The organism is Sinorhizobium alkalisoli (genome assembly GCF_008932245.1).
GTDB lineage: Bacteria > Pseudomonadota > Alphaproteobacteria > Rhizobiales > Rhizobiaceae > Sinorhizobium > Sinorhizobium alkalisoli.
Genome location: NZ_CP034909.1, coordinates 889,185 through 906,082, shown reverse-complemented (window position 1 = coordinate 906,082; position 16,898 = coordinate 889,185). Strand labels below are relative to the sequence as shown.

Below are 16,898 nucleotides of genomic sequence, written 5' to 3'. Positions count from 1 at the left end.
GAGCGCAGACTACAGTGTTCACAATGTGACCAGGAAAAGTGACCTTATCGCGTTTTCGCCTAACGCTAATTGCCCTCAGTCTGGTTGTGCCTTATGAGAACCGTTGTTTGCCTCGCCTTTGCCCTCGTCGGCATCTCTTACTTTCTGCCATACGACGCAGCCAAGGGCTGCGTCTTCCTTGTTGGTGCTGTAGTTTCGTTCTTTGCCCTCCGGGAGCCGAAAGAGGTTGAGGAAGAGGATGACCAACTCCCGGAACCGGAAGATTCGGAACAATACGAAGCCAACTGGTAGTCTGTGCTCCCAAGAAGACTACCTCTCGGAATAGGAAGCCCTTCAATGAACATGGATCAGCGGCGCATTCAGGACGGCGTCGAGACTGATGATATGGGGTTCATCCCCAACTTCATCTTCCTGTCGCACCACCCGCGAGACAAGCACACTTCACCTTGCGCATCCATATACCAGGCATTCATTGGCGAAGATCGAATTGCTGATCTGGCCGGCTATTGCAATGTCACTGACGATGCAGAGAGTTTCAAGAAGTCCCTCACAAAGCAGCTGGCGGAGGTTCAGCACCCTCATTTTCTGTTTAACGGGTTTCAGTCTCTCCTGCTGCCCAGCAGCATCGTGGCGCTGTCGACTGCGTTCGCCAAGGCAATCCCAGTCACTATCTACTGGCACGAGACGGCGTGGAACCTTCGTTTCCTCGCCGAACGCGAGGCGCAGAACTTCAAGCGGTGCCGCGAACTCCTCCAATGCCTGCATGTGATGAATTGGGTCCCGACCTCGCAGTGCCTCCATAGCGTGGCAACGATGTTCGGTTTTTCGTTAGACAGCTTCCGGATTGTCTACGAGGTGGTTGACCTGAAGAGCTTCGCAGTCAATGCACGTGCTGAGCCCAAGCCAGAGACGGTTCCGATCGTGATTGCGGGAGCCGGCGTTCCTGATGAGCGCAAGGGCATCGATATTTTCTCCTATATAGCGAATACGGTCTCCAAGGTCGCAAAGCGCCCGGTGGAGTTCCGCTGGTACGCGGCAACGGACCGAGCGAAAAATTTCAACGTCCCGTACCCGAAGGCGATCAAATGGATGGGCCACGCGCCGAACTTTCAAGATGCTTTGAAAGAAGTGGATATATTCGTCCTCACATCCCGTGACGACCCGAGTCCGCTAGTCGTGTTCGAGGCGCTCGCGACCGGTCATCCGGCCTATGCTTTCGCCACTACCGGCTTTAACGAGATGCTACCGCGAGAATTTGTGGCGCTAGACCCCGACGCCATGTGCCGCAAGCTTTGCGAGAGTATCGAAGCTTTCAGGCCTGATCCGCAACGCTTCCGCGCAATCGCTGAGAATTTCAGCGTTGAACGCTTCCGTGATAGAGCCTTCAGGCCGAGACATACTATACCGTTCAACTTGCCGATTTTCGACCAAGAGGTCGTCGATCTCTACGAAGAGAGGAACGCCGACAGCCTGGACGCTCGCGTCGCCCAACTTCAAGAGGAGCAGAGCAAACTCCTGAAGCTGATGCGGGCAGTTCAGCGGGAAAGAACCACCCTCGACGGAAAGGGGCGACGACTAGAACACGTTCTGAAGGAACGTGACGCCTTAAAGGGTATAACGCGACGGCTGGCTTCCGATCTTAAGATCGAACACTATCGCGAGAGGCGGCGGCTTGCCCGCGCCTCACGCAAGAAGAACTTCCCGATTCCTTTCCTGGCAAAAGCAGAGAACCTCAAGGTTGTTGTTCTGGGCAATGCTCCCTCGGTCCTTGAGCGGGAACTTGGCCAAAAAATTGACGGTTTCGACGTTGTTATCCGGGTCAACAATTTTCGGATCAAAGGATTCGAAAAGCATATCGGATCGAAGACGGACTATGCTCTCATTTCACCGGCTTGCATGCCGAGCGAGGAGCTCAGCTCCCTTCCGGCATCAAAGGTCTTCGTGTGCGGCGCCAACATGCGCGATGACTACGAGAAGATTAAAGCCAGGCTCCTCGACAAGGACCGCGGATGCAAAGTTCTTCCACCACCCGAGAACGTCCTAAAGTCTTCGATCTATGTCGACGCCCTCCGCCTAGATATGGATTTCGACCTAGCCGAAAACCAGTGGCCATCAACGGGAATCGTTGCCGTTCAATGGGCCCGCGACATGCACGGAAAAGCCGCGACGGTTTACGTGCACGGCTTCCAATTCTACGCCGACAACCGGGTGACACTTAGCCGCTACTTCGACGTGACGACGAAGGCTGATGGCAAACATGATTTCGATCGCGAGAAGGCCTATATGCAAAGCCTTCTCGATAAGGGCGCTATCAAACGCCTCTAAATCACTCAGGCAGGAACTCAAGGATAGCTGCCTTGAGTTCCTGCAGTTGAACAGCCGAGATCGACAGCACAGCCTCCCCGGACGCCTCATCCATTGAAGCAACTGCGCCCTTGAAGGTGATTTGCACGAGACCCGTTTGGCTAACGTGGATCGACACGCTCGGCACTTCGACTTGATCTTCAGCCATTTTTCTTCTCCTCACATAGCTGTCCAGCCAGTATTCCCACTAGCGCTGGTTTTGCGATAGACGTTCCCGTTGAGACCGTCGCGAATGGTAGAGCCATAGGTGCCGGTAATCACGCCATTTGGGTCACCAGCATAGGAGCCGTCGATCAGGCTCCCCATCCGAACGCAATGGTACGTGCTCGTATCCCCTACGTTGCTATGCTTCACACCGCTGGACCACAGATCGGCAGTGTTTGCCCAGTCAATAGAGGCGCCAGTCCCGGTCAAAAAGATACCGCCAGGAACGATGGCGCCCGCAACACCGGAGCTGACCAGGATGCGCTGGCTCCCGTTGCCCCCTATCTTCGTGCCAGGCAGGACGATGGAGTTTGCGCCATTGAGCTGGATCCCCGTCGCCCCGGTCGGTTCATAGTCGCCCCCGATCCTCCATGCAGCGCCGGATAGTACGGCGCGGGCCGCCGTCGCTCTGACGCGCATCGTCGGCAATAACCGGTAACCTGTGCCGGCACCCCCGACAACTGTCGTGGAGTCACATGAGCGTACGTCAAGATCGATGTCGCCATCGGCTCCAGCCAGTTCCACCGCGCGCCCGTTGGTCGTAGCCGTGTTCGAATGATCGAATTTGGCATGAATGCGGTTTCTGCTACCCAGGTCGCGGACCGAATATCCGTCCGCCCCGGTTCCGGTATTGTCACCCGCATCTATATGGATCTCGTTGTCCTGGGAATTGCTGTCACAAAAGATGAAGCGACGCTCAGTATTCCCCGCCTTCTTCACATTGATTTCATTGCTCTTGGCGTACTGGCCAAGGACAATGTGCCCACCGGAGCCGATCGTATCGCCGCAACGCCCCACATCGACGCTAACGCCGGTGCAGCGCTGAAGGACAATGTAATTGTAGTCGCTCTCGACGATCGTAGAGACACGGATATGCCCGCCAACGCAATCCGCCCCGAGCATATCGGCGACGCCATTGAAGCCGCCGTCGTTCGTATAGTTCAGACCGGCCGTCTGCCCCTCAACAGAGATTGCGCCCGTCGTATTACCGACCTCCTTAACAGCAGACAGTATCTTGTCGTCCTCCGCAATGGGATCGATGCACCAATATTGATGTGTGATCGCCTTCCGCCCGGCATCTACCATGATGCATCGACGCGTGCCGCTTCGCTTGTGGAAGGCAGCCCCATAGCAGTTCGCATTTACAGCCTTCGATCCGTCGATGATTATTCCCTCAACGATGGCATCCTCTACATACTCCTGCGGCTCGCCAGAGGCGGTTGCGGGAGGTATTCCTCTGACGCCGACGACAGCGCCGAGTGTGCTTGCGCCAGAACACTTTAACCTGGCTCGGCCCCCATTCCCGAACATCAGTTGACGGCTTTTCCTCTGCTGAATTTGGCGCCCCGTGAGATAGGTACAGTCATCCACCATGAAGATGGTGCCGTTGAAATACTGAGCACAGTGGAGGCTTACCTCGTCGTCCGTCCCATAGAAGAACTCGGCTCCCGACACGGTGGTGACAGCCGCATTGGCGAGCTCGACAGACGTTGGCGAGTTTATGCTGGCGATTGTCGCCGCGTGATTGTTTCCGGACGATCCGGCGCCATGGATGCAGATCAGTTTGCCAATGTCCGCAGAGGTGAAGTTTGCCGAAGCGGAGGTGAACGTAGTAGCCGCGGCCGAAACAGCGCCGTCGGTAAGCTCTACGATATCGTTCTTGGAACCAAACCATTGTCCGGTGGCATGCTTGATCTGCGGCCCTCCTCGCCAGCGAAACTGGTAAGGTTCGTTTCCGATGCGCGTATAGGCTCCGTCTGTCAATTCGCCACCGAAGACGTGCGCGGTTGGCGGCGCTTCGAGGTTCGCAAGAAATGTCTGGGTCCTACCTGTGCCGTTTACCAACAGGCCGCCTTCCCAATGATAGGTGACGCTGCTGCGCCAGATCCTGTCCGCGTCGACCAGGAAATTGCCGTCAGGAATGATAATGTGCTTGTAGGTTAGCTCGGCCGAGTCAAGGATGGCCGAACAATCGACACTCCCTGTGTCATCGCAGCCCAGCGAGATGAGGTTCACAACAGACGCCGCCGCAGCAGCCGCCTGCGAGGCCGCCGCTTCTGCCGCCGCCTGCGCCGCCTCGCACGCCGCCAGAACCGCCGCGCTCGCCTGGTCGCTCACCAGCCGGAAGGTCGAACCGCTCACGATGCCGAGCACGATCATTCCGGCAGTCAGGCCGCCGGCCGCAACATCATTGCCGCTGTTCGTCTTGATCGTCAGCGCCGAGCCTCCGTTGAAGGACACGGTCACGGGCGACGCCGTATTTGCCTCGAAGATGTTCATCCAGATCAGCGCCGAGCTGCTGACCGGAATGCTCGTCGTCGCCTGAATGGCGTTCGCCGTGCCGGCGCCGGCGTCCGAAGCGATGATGAAGGAAAACGGGAGATCGGCTACGCGTGTCCAGGAGCCAGCGCCAGAAGCGCCCTGCTTCTGGTAGACGCCGTTGTTGGCAACCGTCGCATCGCCGAGCACCCAGGCCATGGTGTTGGCGCCATGCGCGAGATCAGCATCGAGCGCCGCCTTGCTGGAATAGATCAGGCCGCCGTTCGAGGTGAATGCATCGATTATCGTCTCGTACGTCGTGAGGAGCGTGCGGATGTCCGACTTCTTCGGGTCGTGCTCGCCTGAAGACGGGATTCCGTCTGCCTCATAGTCGCGATAAACGGTGTTCGCATTCGGAGAAAAGGCCATGTTTACCTCAAGCGGGATTGCCCGGCCGAGACGGCAGGGTGTGGAGAACGGTTGGATTGGGAGTTGGTCAGGTGACGATGGCTGATCCGGCCGCGACTTCTGTCGCGGCCACGCCGGAAGAGTTGATCGCTTCGATGAAGCCATAATAGGTGCCGGCGGAAAGGCCGGTCACAGTGCGGGCGTCGTTGGCAGCCGCGGCGCCGTATTCGGTGGCGACTAGCGTTGCCGTGGCGAAGTCATTCACAGTGTTGAGGTAAAGCCTCGAGGCGAAGTAGTTGGCGCTATTCGGCGCCATCCAGTCGAACTCAGCCTCACCCGCCCCGCCAGTCAGCGAAGCTCCTGTAACGGGCCCAGGCGCCACCGGATCGGCCGTCGCAGTGAGCGTCTGATAGGCCGTAAACGCACTCTTCGACCCGCCGCCCCACGCCCTGAGACGGAATTTGTATTCCTTCCCGTCCGCGAGGTAGGAGGAGCGGACTTCGATCTGGCCGGCCGTCGAGAAAGCCGAACGCGCCGGCTCGGATCCGTCCGTCGGCTCCCATTCCAGTTCGTAGATGAGGCTGTCGTCGACAAAGTCCCACGTCGCAAGACCGTAAGCCGCCGTGCTGCCGCCGGAAACGACTTCCGTTTCGATCGAGACCGAGAAGTTTACCGGGATCGGGACGCCGGAATCCGGCGCGGGCTCGATGACGGCCCCAGGCTCACCTTCTTCCGTCGCCGCGTTGAAATCGTAGAGCGAGGACGAGACCAGGATGCCGGCGAACGAGATCCGCATGTTGCGAAGATCTCGTGTGACGCCGGAGGTGATCTCGATAATCGCTTCCGCAAGGCCTCGCGACGGCCAGTGCACCCTGACGAACCGCGAATAGGTAACACCCTTCGCCGCCCGATAATCCGCGGTGATCTGCACGCGTCTTGCGTTGGCCCGGGTATAGGTGAGTTTTTGTTTCCGCTGGCAATGATTGTGCGACTGGATGCAGATGTTATCGAAAGTCCGCGTCCTCTCGCTGTCGTCATCCACAATGCCATAGGGGTCACCGTAGAGCGCGGCGTCCTCGGTCACGTAGTCATTCGACCGGTTGACGTAGCGCCCGCGCACGGCAAGCACCGTGGCTGCCTTGCGGCGGTTCTTGTCGACCGAGATCGCGAAGATGTCCGATTGCGTCAGGCGGACCGTCGGCGCGACATACTCGCCGGCATGAACACCGATCAGCCCGTCCGGCCGCTCATAGACGACGAGCTCCGCAGCCTCGTCTATGTTCCGACCGACCTCCGTTGCATCATTGTTCGCCCGAAACCAGATCCCGCCGTGGTAGCGCGGCTCCGTCGCGCTGCTGCGGTTCGTCACGAGCTCGTCGCACACATCTGCCGCATTCATCCAGTCCGGCATGTACATGTCGGCATAGGAGAGCTTACCGCCATAGGGCTTGGTCAGGTGGTCAAGGCGGATCAGCGCAAGATTGCGGGAAAATTCCCAGGTGTTCGGGTTGTCGTAACGATGCGACCCCGAGCCGCCCGCTTGCGTCGAATCCTTGCGCGGATCGTACAGAAGCGCGCCTTCTCCGGCCGCCGAATGCTCCGGCATTTGGCTCGGATAGACATCTAGGTAGTCGTTCTGCGAAACCGTCCTGCACGACATCATCACCGACGCGAGGCCGTCGCCGCGGTGATTGTTCGACCAGATGGTTGGAAAGGCAGACACAACCGGCGCATAGGCAGTCTCAGCATTGAGGCCGCGCCGGGACAGAATGGTGACGTTCGAGCCAAAATGCGACGGGCTCGTCACGACGCCGCTGCCGTTCACCGTAACCTTTTCGTCATGCAGATAGTGCTGCGTGAAATTGTTGATGCGCCGGCCGCACCAGACGAGGATATGATAGGCGGTCCCGCTCTTCTCCTCGAGGAAGACGTAATCGCTGCCCTTCTTCACTGTGCCATAGACGATCGGGAGAGACGGGACATTCTGCTTGAGGTTGAACGATCCGTCTTCCGGTTTCGGCACGGAAGGCTTTTGCACGAACAACCGCGAGACCTGGCCAGCAAGATATGAGGCACCGAGACCGATGCCTGCATAGAGGCCAAGATAAAGTATGTTCGAGACGAGCACGCTCGTCGTGCCGATCGTTGCAATGACCGACAGCACGAATGTTTCGATGATGCCCATACGTCAGATCTTCCAAATCCCGAGAGCTTTGGCGGAGACGGTCGTCCAACCGGTCGGAGTTCTCGTCAGCCAAGAGTGGCCGTCATGGATCACGCCGAACTGGCGCAGCGGGTTGCGCGCACTTCCGACGACACCGATGTTTCCGATTTCAGGAACGGCGACAGGCCTGCCACCGATTGCCGCCGCACAAGAAGCAACCAGAGGCAGAGCGCCGCCGTACCTGGCGAGAATGTCGAGTTGCCCTTGGCCGGGTTCGTATGCACCGCGGAGATGCGCAGCAGGATCCGGATAGCCAAGCCAGATCGCCCATTCCGCAAGAGCAAGGCAGCAATCAACGGCGCCGCCCGGTGTCCATGGCATGGCGGAATTCGCGGCTATGAACTGCGCCAGAGTTTCGCGCATCACCAATTCGGCCAGCGCACTGTTTTCGACAGCAGCGTCGGCACGCGGGTGCAGAACTCGTCATCCGGTGCGGACGGGTTCAGTACCTTCGACCGCTCCCTCTGATCCACGTCCGAAAGGACGGCTCCATTGGCGAGCGTGCGCAGCGTGAAGCGGTTCGTCACCTCGATCGTCACGATCGATTCCCACCGGTCGCCGTCTTCATCGTCCTCAACGCCCTGGTCGGTAACAGCGAGGTTGTCGATCAGCCCGGTGAAAACGACTTCCGGCTCCCCTTCCGGCTGCTCGTACTCATCGACGGTCTGGAGTTTGACGACGAACTTTGATCCAGAGATCGGCGTCTCCTCATCGTATTCCCAGACTTCATCGCCGGCCATCTGCGGCAGCGCGATCAGGGAGAGCGAGAGCGTGTATGCTTCCCCGTTGATGGCCGCCTCGATCTGCTGAAGAGCGTCCTCAGAAAATTGCGCGGCGCGATAGAGATTGCCTTCACCGTCTAGAAAGACCCGGCCGGATCCATCCCATACCCTGATGGTCCGGTCCGGCAGGATCGCGTCGCAGAGGATGCGGAGATTATAACTCATGCGATGATCCCCGCAGCGAGATCGCTCAGATAGCGGGTGTCTTCAAGAAACGAGACGCTGATGAACTCGACGCCATCGGCATTCATGCCGCGGCGCATGGCGTTGTCCGACGCCAGGTTGCAGACACAGGTCGGCCGGTGGAATTCGAGATCGGCGCCGGCGGGGATTAATTGCGCGACGGACGGCGTGATGCGCACTGTCCAGACGTCGTCGACGATCGAAAGGACCTGCCCGGTCTTGTAGGCGACGTGGTTGTAGGAAAACCGGAGCCCGGAGAGGTCTTGCGCGCCGTTGATGATCCGCATGGACATGACCGTGGCGCCGATCGCCGTGACGCCAGACGAGACGATGGCGATCGGGCTTTGCGCGTATCGCGTCCCATCGCTGAACGTACTGCCGTCGGAATGCGTGACCTCTGTCGTGCTTTCCGGCTGTCCGCTGGCATATGGCGCGGTGTCGATCGCCCAGATTGGCACGGCGACGCGACCGGATGCTCCACTGAGATAAGTCGAGATCGCATCCCAGGTCCGTTTCTGCGCGGTCGTGACCAATGCGACGTCCTGAAGGTCAACACGCCAGTGCCCGAGGTCAGTGCGATAGGCCGGTTTCGTGCCGCCCAGCGTGCGACCGCCGGAACGAGTGAACGGCACGACATCGGCAGGGTTGGCGGACGGCTTCAGCAGCTTATGAGGCCAGACGAGGATTTCAGGCATAAACTATGACCTCCAATCCGCATTTGCCTTGTTCGATTGATATTCAGCCATAGCCGGAACGGACTGCTGTTTCGACGCGTTCACGATCCCTGGGGTAGCTTTTCTGACTTCCTTTTGGCTGATCCGCTCGACTTCCGACTGCCAGTTGCCGTCTTCATCGACATAGGTGCGGACGTCGACCATGACCGCCGTCGCGCTACGGCTGCCGTTCTGGTTGGCCGGAGCTGGAGCGACATAGCCGCCGGATGCATATCCCTTGGCCGCCCGGTGCATGGACTCCAGGTTCCCAACGCCGATCCTGTCTGTTGCCCTCTTGGAGAAAACGTATTCCCCGCCATGAACCACGCCGGCCACAGATGAGGCAGCCTTGCCCCCGGTGTACCCGCCAGAGGCGAAGCCGAACAACTTGCCGATGCCGCCGAAGATCGCGCCGAGGAAGCCGCCACCGCCCGTGCCTGTGCTGGCGCTGCCGACCGAGAACAGTGCCTCCACAAGCTGGTCCTCGATCTTGCCGATGATCTTGTCCAGGACGTTGAGAGCAGCCTTGCCGAAGGACTTCCAGAACCCCTCGCCGTTCGCGAGACCGGAGCGAAGATCCGACAGGAAGCCTTTGGTGGCATCCTTGGCGAAGTCCATCGCCTCTTTCGTGTTTCTCGTGGCGATCTCAGTCGACGCCATCTGCTGGGCGAGACCGGCAAGTTCAGCCTTCTGGGAAGCAGTTAGGTTGATCCCCTTCTGCTGTGCCTGGTTGAGCAGTTCGGTCTCATACTTCAGGGCAAGCGCTGCCTGCTCGGTCATGCCGAGGGCCGCCTGTTCCGCCTTCAGCGAAGCGATGCGGCGGTTCGCGCCGTCGACGATGTCGGAGTACTTCTCGGCTTCCGTCTTTCCGCCGGCTCCGCCCTTCTTCTTTTTCGACTTGTCATCTACCGTCGTCAGGTCCTTGGCCAGCTCCTTGAGCTTTGCCGATGCAGCCGAGGCGCCGCGGGAAATAGCCTCGCCGAATCCACCGACATAATCAGTGCTCATGGCCGAAGACATCGCGGCGCTTGCTTCGGTCGCCACCGCCGCCGCCTGCCCCTTGTAGGGGTTCTCGACCCTGCCGAAGTCGAACTTCCCGATCGTCGGAATGCTGATGCTGTCTCCGAGGCCAAATGGCAGCGACTTCATGGAGGCGTTGAGCTTGGCAATCAGCTCGTCGATCTTGGCGACGACCATGTTGACCATGAGTTCCGTGCCTGCGACAACCGCGTTCGCGGTCGCATAGACGAAGTCACCGATCGCGCCGGGAAGCGCGGACCACGTTGCCTTGATCGCGTTGAAGCCGCCGACAAAGGCGCCAATGATGAAGTTCACGCCGTTTTTTGCGTCGGCAACAATATCGCGCCCGAAGATCTGCGCGAGCTCGTCGCGGAAGATGTTTGCCGCGGCGACAGCGGCCGTGATCCCGAGGACAAGCGCGCCGGCCGGGTTCGCCGCGAGCATGGCGGCGCCGGCTGATACAGCGGCGACCGACAGCCGAGCCAGAAGCGCAATCACGCTGATGATACCGCCGATGATCGCGGGGGCGTAGAGTAGCGCCAGAGCGGCGGCCGCGCCGACGGCATAGGGTGCTATCGTCTGCAGCACATCGGCAAGGCCTGTGAGCGCCGAAGCAGCCAAACCGGCCCAATCCACCAGTTGGAGACCAGCTGCGGCCGCGGCCGTGAGCGCGATAGAGACGAGCGTCACTGGAGATAGCAGTGAGGCGAAAGCCGCGGAGAAGACGGACGACGCTTTAGCCCCGCCCTGCATCGCCATCTCCATCTGGCCTGCGATTTGCGTACCCTGCTGGAGGGCAATCAGCATCGGGTTCATGCCCATTGCGGCAGTGACGCCGATATCCTGGAACTGGGCAGCGAGGCCCGACATGGAGCCGCCCATGCGCTTGACGTTGCTGTTGGCGGCAGCGGCATATGCCTTTGTGGCAGATGCGGCCTGCTTGAAGCCGCCGGCTGCGGCAGATGCGGCAGCACCCGCGTTCTTGGTGGATGCGGACAGGCCGTCAGAAGCTGAATCTGCCATTTTGGCGGCGTTCGTCAGCTTCTGGAGATCGGCGGTGGCCTTTGGGGCGCCCTTGCTGGTTACTTCAATGCCAAGCTGCGCCACGTCCATGGTGCTACCCCTTCGGCTTCTCATTCGCTACGCGCTGTGCCTCTCGCTCTTTTGCGAGAGCATCGAGGTAGGCATCGTCCATGTCTATTAGGATGGCGATCTCCTCACGAAGGAGGATTTCACCGGTCAGGCGGGACCAAGAGGTTATCTCTTCATAGGTGAGCGGCTGCGGGCCGCTCATGCCCTGTTGACGTCGGCCGGACAGGTGCCAGAACCACGTCCAAAGGTGTTCGCCTTCGTCCGGGATCTCTGGCTCTTGGATCAGGTTTTCCCGCCCGAAGCGCTCGTATAATTCGCGCTTGGAGACGATGTCCTTTCCATCCCGGCCACGATCGAGCTCATAGCCGGGGGTGTTGAACTCGACCGCAACGGAGACAGCCTGCCTTAGGCGGTCTCCGAGGCTGCAAAAAAAGCCGCTTCGTCTCCGAGCGCGACGTCGATCTGTTTGGCGAGCGCCGGGACAGCGAGCAGCTTCCGCTTATTGGCGTCAGTGCAAGCCGGCTTCTTGTCGCCGCCCAGGTTGGCATCACCCGAGAATGTCCACGATACGATCGCCGCCGCCAGGAGTGCGATGGTGTTGTCATCAATCTTCTCGGCAGTAACGGTGTTGCGGCCCCCCTTGAGCGCCTTGTTCTTCAGCTGGCGCTCGACGGCCTTGACCTCGTCGCTTTCGAGGCTGCGGAGCTCGACCGACACACCAAGCGGCGCACCTGTCGCCGGGTGCGTCAAGTCAACGGTAATGGTGTTCGGGCTGAGGGAAAGCAGGTCCATTGGTCACCTTACGGGGTTTCAACAGGGGCAACGAATATCGGGCGCTGATCGGTGAAGCCCACGGTGAAGGATTCGCGGATGAAATCGTCCGTGCTGCCGCCGAGCAATTGAGGACCAGTGACCGGACCGGCCGCATACATGACCGTATTCGACCAGGATGGGGTAGGCGCGTCGGCGTACTCGACCTTGATTGCATAGTTGAACTTGGTCGCGCTCGCGGCTCGAATGGCGATCTGACCGGGATCATCGAAGATGCGCGCAACCTCGATCGACATGTCGCCGGCGTCCTCGACGCCCTTGGCCTTGGACATGACCTCGGTGTCGAGCGTGTTGTAGTTGATCAGGTTCGGAGGGCTGCCATAGTCGCCAAGATTGCCAACGCTCTTGATCTCCGTGAAGGTCAGAGCCTCGAAGGCGGCCTGATTAAGCGGGAGTGTGACAGCCGCGGTGCTGATGGAGATTTTCGCCCCCGCAAGGGTGGTCTTGATGCCTGCCATTGTTCGGATCCTTTCCTAGGCAAAACAGTGGTATGGGATGGTGACCGGGATCTGGACCCGGTTTCCTTCCTGGATCGGGCCTGACGCCCACGGCTCGCTGCTGATCGTGACCTTCACGCCAGAAGCCAAAAGCGATCGGTTCTTGAAAAGCGAGATGATGGTCTCGACAGTCTCGAGCGCACCGATGATCCCGACGCCGACGGCGAACACGACCGACACCTGATAGAGCCCCCGCTTCTGCTGCGGGTCGTCTCCCAAGGTGATCTCCCGGGTCTTGTTCGGCAGGAATGAGACAGCCAGGTATTTCGACGGCATGGATTGCCCCGCCGCGGGGAACACCACGTTCGGCGCCGCGATGGGGAGTGCCGGCGTCAACGTCAGCAGATGATCGGTCAACGCCTTGAAGATGATTGCGTCGATTCCGGTCGCCATGTATCAATTCCTCATGTCCGAAAAGCTGACTGACAACCAGGCGCACGACCTGCTGACCAACGCGAGGATGACGCTTGCGCAGGCAAAGGGCGAAACGGTTCGTGCTGAGACGGCCCTACGAGCCGCAGAGAAGTCCTTGATGCTGCTTTCACTTGGATTGCTGATGGCTGCCGAAGAAGGAAGCGACGGTAACCGGGCAATCAAAGGCCAAACGCCGCTTTGACCTTCTTTGCGTTGCGATCGACCGCCATTCCCCAATTCTGAACCGCGAGACGAACGAACGCATCCGGCGGCTGGCCATTGGCTCCGTACTCGCGATGGGCAGCGTAGGATGCGGTGTAGCCGAAATACAGCGTGTCTCCGACCGAGGCCCCAGTGATCACAGCCTCGATCTGCCCTTCGTTATAGGTGTATGCGCCGCCCTCGATTGGCTTGGCGCTCGGATTGATCGATGGCATGGCCGCCGTTGAAGCCATGAGCGACGCACGGAGAAATCCGGTATCCACCCGCATCCGGCCGCCGGCAGAGCGCGGCGTCTGCATCTCGCGGACGATTTCCTTGGTGCTCTCCTTGAACACCGCCTCGACGGCCTCCGGCACTTTCTCGGCCCATCCCGCGACCTGAGCGCTGAAGCGGAGCGTAGCCATTAAGCCGCCCTCGCACGGTACCGGCGGAGGCCTGCGGCGATGTAGTCGACATCATACTCGCACCAGCAGCGGCAGCCGGATACTTCGGCGATGGGCGCACGCGGGTCGCCAGGATAGCGAAGCATGGCGCCGCTTGGGCTCTGGAATACCTCGTCGATGCCGACGGCCTGGCCGTTCAGAACCCGGTGCGTGTGCCTCACCCGGTTGTCGCCGGCCGAATGCCACCGCTTCTGGACGTCCTGCGCCTGGACCTTTCCGGCCTCGATCTGCTGCCTCATCGCTTCGTCGCGAGCAGAGCCAAGCGCCATCATCGTTTCGGTGCGCGCCAGCATCTCGCCGCGGAGAAGCAGGTTCTTATCGCGTAGCCGGCCGATGATCTTGGTGAGCGCCTCGCTGCTGACCGGATTTCCTGCCCTGATCGCGGCCATGACGGTCCGGTCGAAACGTTTGTCGCGCGTCTTCAGCTCGAAATATCGGTTCATCAATTCCGGATCACCGGACGCCAGATGCACGCGAGCGCGCTCGATGAACTCGACCTGATAACGAGTCAGCCCGATCACACCGCCCTCGCGGCGGCCGGTGACGCGGTTCTGCCTGCCGACGACGTCGAGCGCCGTTGCGCGCGGGTTCGCACCGCGGGCAAGCCCCTGCTCGAGCGCTTGCCGGATCCCCTGCCGCTGGTCATCGGTGATGTGCGTGACCATCGTCGAAGATAGGTCACGCAAGATCGCCTCAGCAACAGGATTACGGACACCGAAGCGCCAGATCACGCGGTTGCCCTGCGGGTCCATCACCTTCGGCAGCTCGCCGACCGCATTCGTGCCGCCGGCGTTGAAAGCCTCCTGCAGCGCGATCTCGAGCGCGGAGAACGCCTCCGGCTCGATCTGCATGGCCTCGATAGCGCCGTTGACGTCGCCACGCTCTAGACGCTCGACGACGCGCGCCAGAACGATGCTCGACTTAATAGCCTCGATCGCCTCTCGAAATGCGGCGGCAAGCCTGGGCTCATATGTGGCGAGCAGTTCATCGAAGGTCATTGGCGACCCTGCACGATGAAGACGACCGGCGTGACGCCGTCGTATTTGTTCGGGTCACCGTTGACGATGGCGTAATCTTTCCCGTTGGCGGTAACGACGTCGCCGACAGTCGGCTCGATCGGCAGGCCGACAGCGGAGATGTAAATCTGCATGTCGCCGGCCTGGATGACCGTGCCGTCGATGAAGCGGGCCTCGTATGCCATCGGTACCAGCGTGGCAGGGTACGACATCACGACAGGATCGCCGCCATAGACAGGATCCGGAGGGGTCTCGCGCTTGACGGTGCCGGCCTGGCCGTACTTGGCTATGAGGCGCTGCGCCGTCGCCTGCAGGCGTGTATAGATCAGGTTCGCCATCAGACCACCAGCGCGCCCGGAAAGCACGGCACGAGGAACGGCCATAGCAGCCCCTCGATCGTGGTGACTACCGGCGTAGCGAGCGCCACGAGATCGTCAATGTCCGTTGAAGAAGAGGTTGAATATTCGACCTCAAGCTGTCCGATCTTCTCGCGTTTCACCGTTTGCGTGCCGGTCACCACCGGCGAAAGGCTGCCGGGGTTCGTGAGCTCGAGGAATGCCGCCTCGTACGAGGCGTTGACGATGGCGAGCGGGACTTCGTTCGAGGGGATCGCCTCGCCGTAATAAGTCGTGGCGCCGGTGCGCGGCCACGCCCTCTCTTGAGCGTACCCGCCGGTGCGCTTGCCGCTGAACCTCGGTTCATACCGATCGATCACCAGAGAGCCGCGCTGACGTGCTGCGTCTTTCTGGGCATCGGTCGTACCATCGGGGATGACATAGCCGGACGCCGCAGCGTAAGCCGTGAAGCCTGCATTATCGCCGTAACCTGCCATGTCTATCTCCGATGCAGTAAGGGCCCGGCAGGTAACCGCCGGGCTGAATGTCATGGCTGCGTTGCCAGCTCTTCGAGGGCGGCAATGATCTCGTCCTTCTTGGACGGCGTCTTATCGCCGAGCAGCTTGGCCGCCGCCGCCTTGAACGACATGAACTGCACGTTCGGGTCCTTCGCCATTTCGAGCACTTCAAGTGGCGTTTTCGCACCGTCGCCGTCCTGGCTGGCACCAGCCTTGCAAGCGCCCTCGATTTTAAGGAACGAAAGACGCTTGGCCTTGTCGAGATCGACGCCTTCGAGATCGACGTCGCGGGTCTGCCCCGGCTGGATGTAGACCGCCCGCCCTTTCGAGCGGACGCCCTGCAGCGCCGGGCTGTTGTTGGTGACCTTCATCACTTCCTCCTATCAGGCCGGCGGAGCGGTGATTTCGTCGCCGTATGCCGCAGCACCAGGCAGACGCCATTCGGTACCGCCGGTACGGGCGATGATGCCGGTTTCAAAGCCCATAATAGACTTCTGCCGCGGCTGGAGAACGCGGCGCGGCATCGGCAGGTGGAAGCGGAGAACTTCCGTGTCCCGACGATACACGACCATGCGGCCGCCGCCGTCCTGGGATGCCGTCGCGAGTTCGCGGAGCGGCTGGATGTCGAGCGGCTGACCGGTTTCCGCCGTGTAGACGTTGTTGCGGCGGATGTACTCCAGAAGGGTCAAAAGACCGTCGCCTTCGCCGAGACGGCGGGTAGCGATGAGACGGAACGCTTCCGGCGGCAGCCGCAGCGTGTCCACCCATTCGACCTCGGACGTGTTCTCGCGAACGCTGGAAATCAGGTCGTTGATGTCCCGGAGGATCTGGTCGTTGGACTTCGCCGACCAGAAGGTCGAAGATCCCGTGCCATCCGCGGCAACGTCGACACGCGAGACCTGCGGGTCGTTGACGAAGCCGGTCCAGTTCTTCTCGGTCGTGCCGACCATGGCAACCGAGTTGAGGAGGCGCTCGACCTTGTCGGACGCCGACATGGCCTTGGTGCCGTTCAGGTCGATGCCATAGAGCGCCGCCTGATTGACTTCCTCGATGTTCCACTCCCAGCCGGAGCCGATCATCGCGAAGTCATGGCTGGCCATGTCCTTCGTTGCCTGGTTGAACGGCATGTCGGTACCGGCGCCGGAGAGGAACTTCGCCTCGCCGGCCGTGTCGACGGTGAAGAAGGTCGTACCGATCGCCCAGGCGTTCCCTTCCGTCACGACGGGCACGTGGGCGCCGTAGTTGAAGGTCGGATAACGCCGCTGGTAGATGCGGGTTTCGATGTTGCGCCCCTGCGCGATCACGAAGGGGAACGCGGCCTGCGCATCAGCGAAGGCCTGACGGACGATAGTGTTCATGGTTCAGGTTTCCTT

At 60.5% G+C, this 16,898-nt stretch carries 19 protein-coding genes; 2 read left to right on the top strand and 17 right to left on the bottom strand.

Annotated elements, in window-relative coordinates:
* The first annotated feature begins 336 nt into the window (after nt 1-336).
* Nucleotides 337-2,325, top strand: a complete 1,989-nt coding sequence (locus tag EKH55_RS04450) for a glycosyltransferase family 29 protein (RefSeq protein ID WP_151611062.1) — start codon at nt 337-339, stop codon at nt 2,323-2,325.
* Nucleotide 2,326: 1 nt separating this feature from the next.
* On the opposite strand, the gene EKH55_RS04445 is transcribed toward EKH55_RS04450, so the two are convergent.
* The 11 genes from EKH55_RS04445 to EKH55_RS04400 all read right to left on the bottom strand — a co-directional run bounded on the left by EKH55_RS04445 (nt 2,327) and on the right by EKH55_RS04400 (nt 12,970).
* Complete coding sequence (locus EKH55_RS04445; protein WP_151611061.1) at nt 2,327-2,512, bottom strand: hypothetical protein; 186 nt, start codon at nt 2,510-2,512, stop codon at nt 2,327-2,329.
* A gap of 11 nt (nt 2,513-2,523) precedes the next feature.
* On the bottom strand, nt 2,524-5,256 hold the full coding sequence (locus EKH55_RS29320) for a hypothetical protein (RefSeq protein ID WP_192803747.1): 2,733 nt from the start codon (nt 5,254-5,256) through the stop codon (nt 2,524-2,526).
* A gap of 67 nt (nt 5,257-5,323) precedes the next feature.
* The gene (locus tag EKH55_RS04435; protein ID WP_151611060.1) at nt 5,324-7,420 is read right to left on the bottom strand and encodes a phage tail protein; all 2,097 of its coding nucleotides are present in this window, start codon (nt 7,418-7,420) and stop codon (nt 5,324-5,326) included.
* A gap of 3 nt (nt 7,421-7,423) precedes the next feature.
* Entirely contained in the window at nt 7,424-7,822 is a 399-nt protein-coding gene (locus EKH55_RS04430) for a DUF6950 family protein (protein ID WP_246231775.1), read from the bottom strand.
* Nucleotides 7,822-8,406, bottom strand: coding sequence for a hypothetical protein (locus EKH55_RS04425; RefSeq protein WP_151611058.1), 585 nt, complete (start codon nt 8,404-8,406; stop codon nt 7,822-7,824). The genes EKH55_RS04430 and EKH55_RS04425 overlap by 1 nt, the downstream gene beginning before the upstream one ends.
* The gene (locus tag EKH55_RS04420; protein ID WP_151611057.1) at nt 8,403-9,119 is read right to left on the bottom strand and encodes a hypothetical protein; all 717 of its coding nucleotides are present in this window, start codon (nt 9,117-9,119) and stop codon (nt 8,403-8,405) included. The genes EKH55_RS04425 and EKH55_RS04420 overlap by 4 nt, the downstream gene beginning before the upstream one ends.
* A 3-nt stretch (nt 9,120-9,122) precedes the next feature.
* The gene (locus EKH55_RS04415) at nt 9,123-11,270 is read right to left on the bottom strand and encodes a phage tail length tape measure family protein (protein ID WP_192803746.1); all 2,148 of its coding nucleotides are present in this window, start codon (nt 11,268-11,270) and stop codon (nt 9,123-9,125) included.
* A gap of 4 nt (nt 11,271-11,274) precedes the next feature.
* Nucleotides 11,275-11,475, bottom strand: a complete 201-nt coding sequence (locus tag EKH55_RS30240; RefSeq protein ID WP_427915841.1) for a phage tail assembly chaperone — start codon at nt 11,473-11,475, stop codon at nt 11,275-11,277.
* Between the two features lie 179 nt (nt 11,476-11,654).
* The gene (locus tag EKH55_RS04410) at nt 11,655-12,041 is read right to left on the bottom strand and encodes a hypothetical protein (protein ID WP_151611055.1); all 387 of its coding nucleotides are present in this window, start codon (nt 12,039-12,041) and stop codon (nt 11,655-11,657) included.
* Nucleotides 12,042-12,049: 8 nt separating this feature from the next.
* Nucleotides 12,050-12,538: a hypothetical protein gene (locus tag EKH55_RS04405; protein WP_151611054.1), complete on the bottom strand. Its 489-nt coding sequence runs from the start codon at nt 12,536-12,538 to the stop codon at nt 12,050-12,052.
* Nucleotides 12,539-12,553: 15 nt separating this feature from the next.
* Complete coding sequence (locus EKH55_RS04400; RefSeq protein ID WP_151611053.1) at nt 12,554-12,970, bottom strand: phage tail terminator-like protein; 417 nt, start codon at nt 12,968-12,970, stop codon at nt 12,554-12,556.
* On the opposite strand from EKH55_RS04400, the gene EKH55_RS04395 reads away from it, so the two are divergent.
* Complete coding sequence (locus EKH55_RS04395; RefSeq protein ID WP_151611052.1) at nt 12,969-13,193, top strand: hypothetical protein; 225 nt, start codon at nt 12,969-12,971, stop codon at nt 13,191-13,193. The genes EKH55_RS04400 and EKH55_RS04395 overlap by 2 nt on opposite strands.
* Here EKH55_RS04395 and EKH55_RS04390 read toward each other — a convergent pair.
* From EKH55_RS04390 to EKH55_RS04365, 6 genes are read right to left on the bottom strand one after another with little or no spacing between them, the layout of a single operon-like run.
* The gene (locus EKH55_RS04390) at nt 13,171-13,617 is read right to left on the bottom strand and encodes an HK97 gp10 family phage protein (RefSeq protein ID WP_151611051.1); all 447 of its coding nucleotides are present in this window, start codon (nt 13,615-13,617) and stop codon (nt 13,171-13,173) included. The two genes, EKH55_RS04395 and EKH55_RS04390, sit on opposite strands and share 23 nt — an antisense overlap.
* Nucleotides 13,617-14,654 carry a phage minor head protein gene (locus EKH55_RS04385; RefSeq protein ID WP_151611050.1) on the bottom strand — a complete coding sequence of 346 codons (1,038 nt, stop codon included), beginning with the start codon at nt 14,652-14,654 and terminating at the stop codon, nt 13,617-13,619. The genes EKH55_RS04390 and EKH55_RS04385 overlap by 1 nt, the downstream gene beginning before the upstream one ends.
* Nucleotides 14,651-15,010 (bottom strand): hypothetical protein, encoded by a 360-nt coding sequence (locus tag EKH55_RS04380; protein WP_151611049.1) that lies wholly within the window; start codon nt 15,008-15,010, stop codon nt 14,651-14,653. The genes EKH55_RS04385 and EKH55_RS04380 overlap by 4 nt, the downstream gene beginning before the upstream one ends.
* Nucleotides 15,010-15,504, bottom strand: coding sequence for a DnaT-like ssDNA-binding protein (locus EKH55_RS04375; RefSeq protein ID WP_151611048.1), 495 nt, complete (start codon nt 15,502-15,504; stop codon nt 15,010-15,012). Before EKH55_RS04375 ends, EKH55_RS04380 begins: the two co-directional genes overlap by 1 nt.
* Nucleotides 15,505-15,554: 50 nt before the next feature.
* Nucleotides 15,555-15,896, bottom strand: coding sequence for a hypothetical protein (locus EKH55_RS04370; RefSeq protein WP_151611047.1), 342 nt, complete (start codon nt 15,894-15,896; stop codon nt 15,555-15,557).
* 12 nt (nt 15,897-15,908) lie between these two features.
* Complete coding sequence (locus EKH55_RS04365; protein ID WP_151611046.1) at nt 15,909-16,883, bottom strand: DUF2184 domain-containing protein; 975 nt, start codon at nt 16,881-16,883, stop codon at nt 15,909-15,911.
* Between the last annotated feature and the right edge of the window lie 15 nt (nt 16,884-16,898).